The organism is Micropruina sp. (assembly GCF_047606365.1).
GTDB lineage: Bacteria > Actinomycetota > Actinomycetes > Propionibacteriales > Propionibacteriaceae > Micropruina.
The window spans coordinates 1-4,392 of sequence record NZ_JASGEN010000154.1 but is presented as its reverse complement, the minus strand read 5'-3'; the positions used below and the strand labels follow the sequence as shown (position 1 = coordinate 4,392).

Sequence of the window (4,392 nt, the reverse complement as noted above, 5' to 3'; positions counted from 1 at the left end):
TGACCCGCGCGGGGCGAAACCAACTCACCACACCCGGCCGATGGCCCAAAAACGACAAATGTCTCGCGACATATGAGACACATGTCGCGAGACATCACAAGGTGGAGCTAAGGGGATTCGAACCCCTGACCTTCTCATTGCGAACGAGACGCGCTACCAACTGCGCCATAGCCCCAGGTGCTCAACGAGCAGGGACGACTTTAGCACCCCTGCGCCGATGGTTCATCTCGACCCGGACGGCGTCACTCCCCGACCGCGCGGCGCTCCTCGCCGTCGTCCTCGATCTGGCTGGGTAGCGGCTCGGCGGTGACCGGGACGTCGTTGGTCGGAATCATCGCGGGCGCGGACAGGTCGATGGTGCGGACGGTGCGCGGCGCCAGCGGCTTGGACACGTACGTCGGCGCGGTGATCGGGATCGGATCCCACAGCGAGCCGGGCTTGGCAACCGGGGCGGTCAGCTCGACGGAGGCCTCGGCGGTGTCCTCGTCCTCGGACAGGACGGCGATCGCGACCGTCTTCTCGTCACTGGCCTCACGGATGCGTCGCGCCCGGGCGTCCAGGTCGCGCCGCATGGCCCGGACGCTGAACCGTGCGACGACCAGGAACAGCAGCAGCAGGCCGGCCGGCACGATCGGTATCCACCAGGCGAGCAGGCCCAGGGCGGCCGGCACACTGACCGCGAACAGCACCAGTGCCAGCACCATCAGCACCCGGCGCCGGCGGGTTGCCGCCTGCCGGTCGATCTGGCTCAGCTCGTACAGCGCCGCGCGCCGAGTCAGCGGGGTCGACACCACCGCGGCACCCTCTTCGGCATCGGCCAGCGACACCCCGGGACGCACGATCGTCACGGTCGCCGAGAACGGCGCCGCCGGATCGACCTCGTCGAGTGCCGGATCAGTCTGCCGACGCAGAAAGTAGGGCACGAGATAGACCAACCATGCTGCGGCGATAACGCCGAAAATCACTCCCGTCAGGCCCACACCCGAACGCTACGGGGCACCATCGGCGTGTCGGCGGACCAGCGACGGAGTGTCGCCCATCACCGTAGGCAATCCCGCGGTGATCAGGCCTGATCGTCCAATCGGGCGACCAGCCCCGGCCCGACCTCCTCCACATGCAGGGCGAACATCGCATGGTCGCGCCAGTCGCCGTCCACATGCATGTAGCGTTGCCGGACGCCCTCGTAACGGAAGCCCAACTTCTCCACCACCCGCAGGCTGCGAGCGTTCTCGGGCCGGATGGCGACCTCGATCCGATGCAGCCGCAACGTGAAGAAGCAGTGATCGCAGGCCAGCGCGAGCGCCAGCGGAATGATCCCGCGTCCGGCCCATCGCTCATCGACCCAATACCCCGCTTGGGCCCACCCGGCTGAACCGTGCGCGATGCCGGAAATGGTCAGCTGACCGGCCAGTACCGGACGGCGCTGCTCGGGCGGCAGATACTCCACCGCGAACGGCAACATGGCGCCCTGCCGTGCCCGGCGGTTGAACTGCCGCACCATGCCGGCGAAAGTCAACGGCGATTCGACCGAATCCCGCGGCCGGGTGGCGTCCCACGGCCCCGTCCAGGAGGCGTTGCGGCGACGCAACTCGTCCCAGCCGGGCCGGTCCGCCAAGCGCCACGGGCGCAGGGTCACCGGACCATGACTCAGCCGCACCGGCCAGCCGACGGCACCGCTCATGTGCGTGCCGGCGTCAGCATCCAGACCTCGACATCGGAGTTGGCCGGCACCAGATCGGTGCCGGGCGGCAACACGATCAGGGCATCCGCCCGGGCCACGTCACGGGCCAGATCGGCACCCAGGTCGCCGGCCGGTTCCACGCCCCGGTCGGTGGTGACCGCCGGGATCAGTTCGGTGGCGCCGCGTCGACCGTGCAGCGCCACCCGGGCCGGCAGCACACGGCTGACCGGCAGTTCGTTCGGCTCACCCTGCAGCCGGTTGAGCGCCGGGCGGACGAAGGCGTGATAGCCGACGAAGGCCGGCCACACCCCGTCGGGCAGTGCGATCACCGGCGTCCGATCGTCGCCGACGACGGCGAAGGCGTGGGTGCCGCCCGGATGCGCGGTGACCTGCCGCTGCCTCAGTTCACCGAGCCGCGCGAGCACGTCGGGAAGTGCGCCGTCGAGACCGCCGACCACCACGATCAGGTCGGCGCGGATCAACTGATCGGTGAGCGCCTCGAGAATGACCGCCGCGTCGTCGGCCAGCGTGCCGGCCGCGAACACCTGGGCCCCGTCAGCCCTTGCCCCCGCGGCGATCAGGCTGCTGGTGGCGTCGTAGCGATGCAGCCGTGAGGTCAGCGGCAGGCCGGGCGGCACCAGGTCGGACCCGATGGTCAACACCGCCACCCGCGGCGATTGACGGACCAGCACCTTGTCGAGACCGACCTCGGCGAGCAGGCCGACCGCGCCGGCATCGACGATCCGTCCCCGCTCGAGCAGCAGGGTGCCGTCGGCGATGTCAGAGCCGGCGAGCCGCAGATGCTGCCCGACAGCCACCGAGGCGTCGATCCGCACCTCGGATTCGCCGCCGTCGGTCCGGTCGAGCGCGACGACGGCGTCCGCCCCCTCGGGAACGGGCGCGCCGAGCGCCACCCGGATCGCCGTCCGTTCCAGCAGGGGCGCGCCCCGGTAGGCGGGCGAGTCCAGGGTGTCGAGCACCGGCAGCCGGACCGGATCGGACGGCGTCGCGGACGCCACGTCGGCGGCACGTACGGCGTAGCCCTCGGTCGCCGCACTGGTGAAGGTGGGCAGCGCGATGTCGGAGACGATGTCTTCGCAGAGCCGGCGGCCGAAGGCGTCCAGAACGCTCAACCCGATCGGCCGCAACGGTTCGATCGCGGCGAGCAGTTCGGCACGATACTCGGCCATTCCGATCGACGCCGACGACGCGGGCACCTCCTGATCGGACGCCGTCTCGTCCACCTGCTCGACCGTAGCCGCAGCCTGCTTCTTCCGTCCGAAAAGCGCCATGGGACTTACCATAGGACAATGCCCACGGCCGACCCGTCGAACCCTCCGGACGGCACCGAGACCGACACATTGCGGGCGGCGAAAGCGGCATTGCGCACCCGGATCCGGGCAGCCCGGGCCGTCCCCGAGTCCGCCTCCGCCAGCAGTGCCCGGACGGCGTCGGCCCTGGAACTCTGTGCCGGGCACCGCGTCATCGCGCTCTACGCTTCGGCCGGCGACGAGCCGGACACCTGGCCGCTGATCGACGCGCTGTACGCGGAGGGTCGCACCGTCCTGCTTCCCCTGCTCGGACGCCGCCCCGACGGCTCGGTGCGACGCGACCCGGATTGGGCGCGGTACGCCGGACGGGACCGGCTGCGGCTCGGATACGCCTCCATTCCGGAGCCGGTCGGGCCGGGCCTGGGCACGGAGGGCCTGGCGGCCGCGACCCTGGTGTGGTGCGCGGGTCTGGCCGCCACCGTGTCCGGCGATCGGCTCGGCACCGGCGGCGGCTGGTACGACCGGGCCCTTCCCTTCGCCGCACCGGAGGCGCTGATCGCGGTACTGCTGCGGGACTCGGAGGTGCTGCCCACCCTGCCGGTCGAACCGTTCGACCAGCCGATCGGAGCGATCGTCACCGAGACCAGGGTGCTGCGGGCGGCCCGGGAATAGCGGTGCCGTCCCGGGGCGTTGGCTGGGACGGAACCGATCCCGCCTGCGGGGCATTAGAATGCCCTCGGTTCGCCTGCCGTCATCTCTGGAAGTTTGCCGATGCCCACCTATCAATACCGTTGCCAGGACTGCTCGTCGGAGCTGGAGGTCGTGCAGAAGTTCACCGACGACCCGCTCACCCGGTGCCCCACCTGTGAGGGCACGCTGCGCAAGGTGTTCAGCGCTGTGGGTGTGGTGTTCAAGGGTTCCGGGTTCTACGCGACCGACAGCCGGGCCGCGAAGAAGACGAGCAGCACGTCGTCGAGTTCCACCAAGACCGACAGCAAGCCGAGCGAGGCCAAGGGCGGCGACAGCAAGTCCTCGGGCAGCACGTCGAGCGGCGCCAAGTTGCCGGCCACGACCAGCAGCTCATCCAGCAGCGGAGCACCCGCCGCCTGATCCAGCGCTGCCCCGACGGACGTCCTCCGGGTTCCTTCGTCGACCGGCACTAGTCGATGGGACGTCGCGTCGTCCCTTGTCACCGCGATTTTGACCATTTTCGGCGGCTTGGGCGTCCACTGTGGACGTGAAGACCTTCCGAACACGGGTGCGGCGCGTGGTGCGCCGGTACCGACGGGTGTGCGCCGCACTGCTGGCCGGCCTGGCGGCGTGGGCGGCCCTGAGCGTGCTGCGGCCACCCGGGCCGGCCACCACGACGGCGCTGGTGGCCAGCCGCGCATTGCAGGGCGGACAGACCGTCACCGCCGACGACGTCAGCCTGCGACAGAT

5 protein-coding genes, 1 tRNA gene and 1 pseudogene are annotated in these 4,392 nt (G+C 70.4%); 3 read left to right on the top strand and 4 right to left on the bottom strand.

Translation table 11 applies throughout. The features are described 5' to 3' along the window. Positions 1 to 102: 102 nt before the first annotated feature. The 4 genes from QM624_RS17535 to glp form a co-directional block, all read right to left on the bottom strand. Positions 103 to 175: transfer RNA gene (locus QM624_RS17535), tRNA-Ala, on the bottom strand. Positions 176 to 242: 67 nt separating this feature from the next. After that, positions 243 to 980 (bottom strand): hypothetical protein, encoded by a 738-nt coding sequence (locus QM624_RS17530; RefSeq protein WP_415094195.1) that lies wholly within the window; start codon positions 978 to 980, stop codon positions 243 to 245. An 83-nt stretch (positions 981 to 1,063) separates the two neighbouring features. Beyond that, the gene (locus QM624_RS17525) at positions 1,064 to 1,681 is read right to left on the bottom strand and encodes a GNAT family N-acetyltransferase (RefSeq protein ID WP_415094193.1); all 618 of its coding nucleotides are present in this window, start codon (positions 1,679 to 1,681) and stop codon (positions 1,064 to 1,066) included. Further along, the gene (gene glp, locus QM624_RS17520; RefSeq protein ID WP_415094191.1) at positions 1,678 to 2,973 is read right to left on the bottom strand and encodes a gephyrin-like molybdotransferase Glp; all 1,296 of its coding nucleotides are present in this window, start codon (positions 2,971 to 2,973) and stop codon (positions 1,678 to 1,680) included. The genes QM624_RS17525 and glp overlap by 4 nt, the downstream gene beginning before the upstream one ends. A gap of 18 nt (positions 2,974 to 2,991) precedes the next feature. Between glp and QM624_RS17515 the strand changes: the two genes are divergently transcribed. From QM624_RS17515 to QM624_RS17505, 3 genes and pseudogenes are all read left to right on the top strand, one after another. Beyond that, positions 2,992 to 3,624 carry a 5-formyltetrahydrofolate cyclo-ligase gene (locus QM624_RS17515; protein ID WP_415094189.1) on the top strand — a complete coding sequence of 211 codons (633 nt, stop codon included), beginning with the start codon at positions 2,992 to 2,994 and terminating at the stop codon, positions 3,622 to 3,624. A 99-nt stretch (positions 3,625 to 3,723) separates the two neighbouring features. Next, on the top strand, positions 3,724 to 4,062 hold the full coding sequence (locus tag QM624_RS17510; protein WP_415094187.1) for an FmdB family zinc ribbon protein: 339 nt from the start codon (positions 3,724 to 3,726) through the stop codon (positions 4,060 to 4,062). A 127-nt stretch (positions 4,063 to 4,189) separates the two neighbouring features. Beyond that, positions 4,190 to 4,392 (top strand): annotated as a pseudogene (locus QM624_RS17505) (hypothetical protein); the annotation flags it as partial.

Bases quoted from the DNA above. Each gene is read 5' to 3' on its own strand.
- QM624_RS17525 (WP_415094193.1), bottom strand. From the start codon at position 1,681: ATGAGCGGTGCCGTCGGCTGGCCGGTGCGGCTGAGTCATGGTCCGGTG.
- glp (WP_415094191.1), bottom strand. From the start codon at position 2,973: ATGGCGCTTTTCGGACGGAAGAAGCAGGCTGCGGCTACGGTCGAGCAG.
- QM624_RS17515 (WP_415094189.1), top strand. From the start codon at position 2,992: ATGCCCACGGCCGACCCGTCGAACCCTCCGGACGGCACCGAGACCGAC.
- QM624_RS17510 (WP_415094187.1), top strand. From the start codon at position 3,724: ATGCCCACCTATCAATACCGTTGCCAGGACTGCTCGTCGGAGCTGGAG.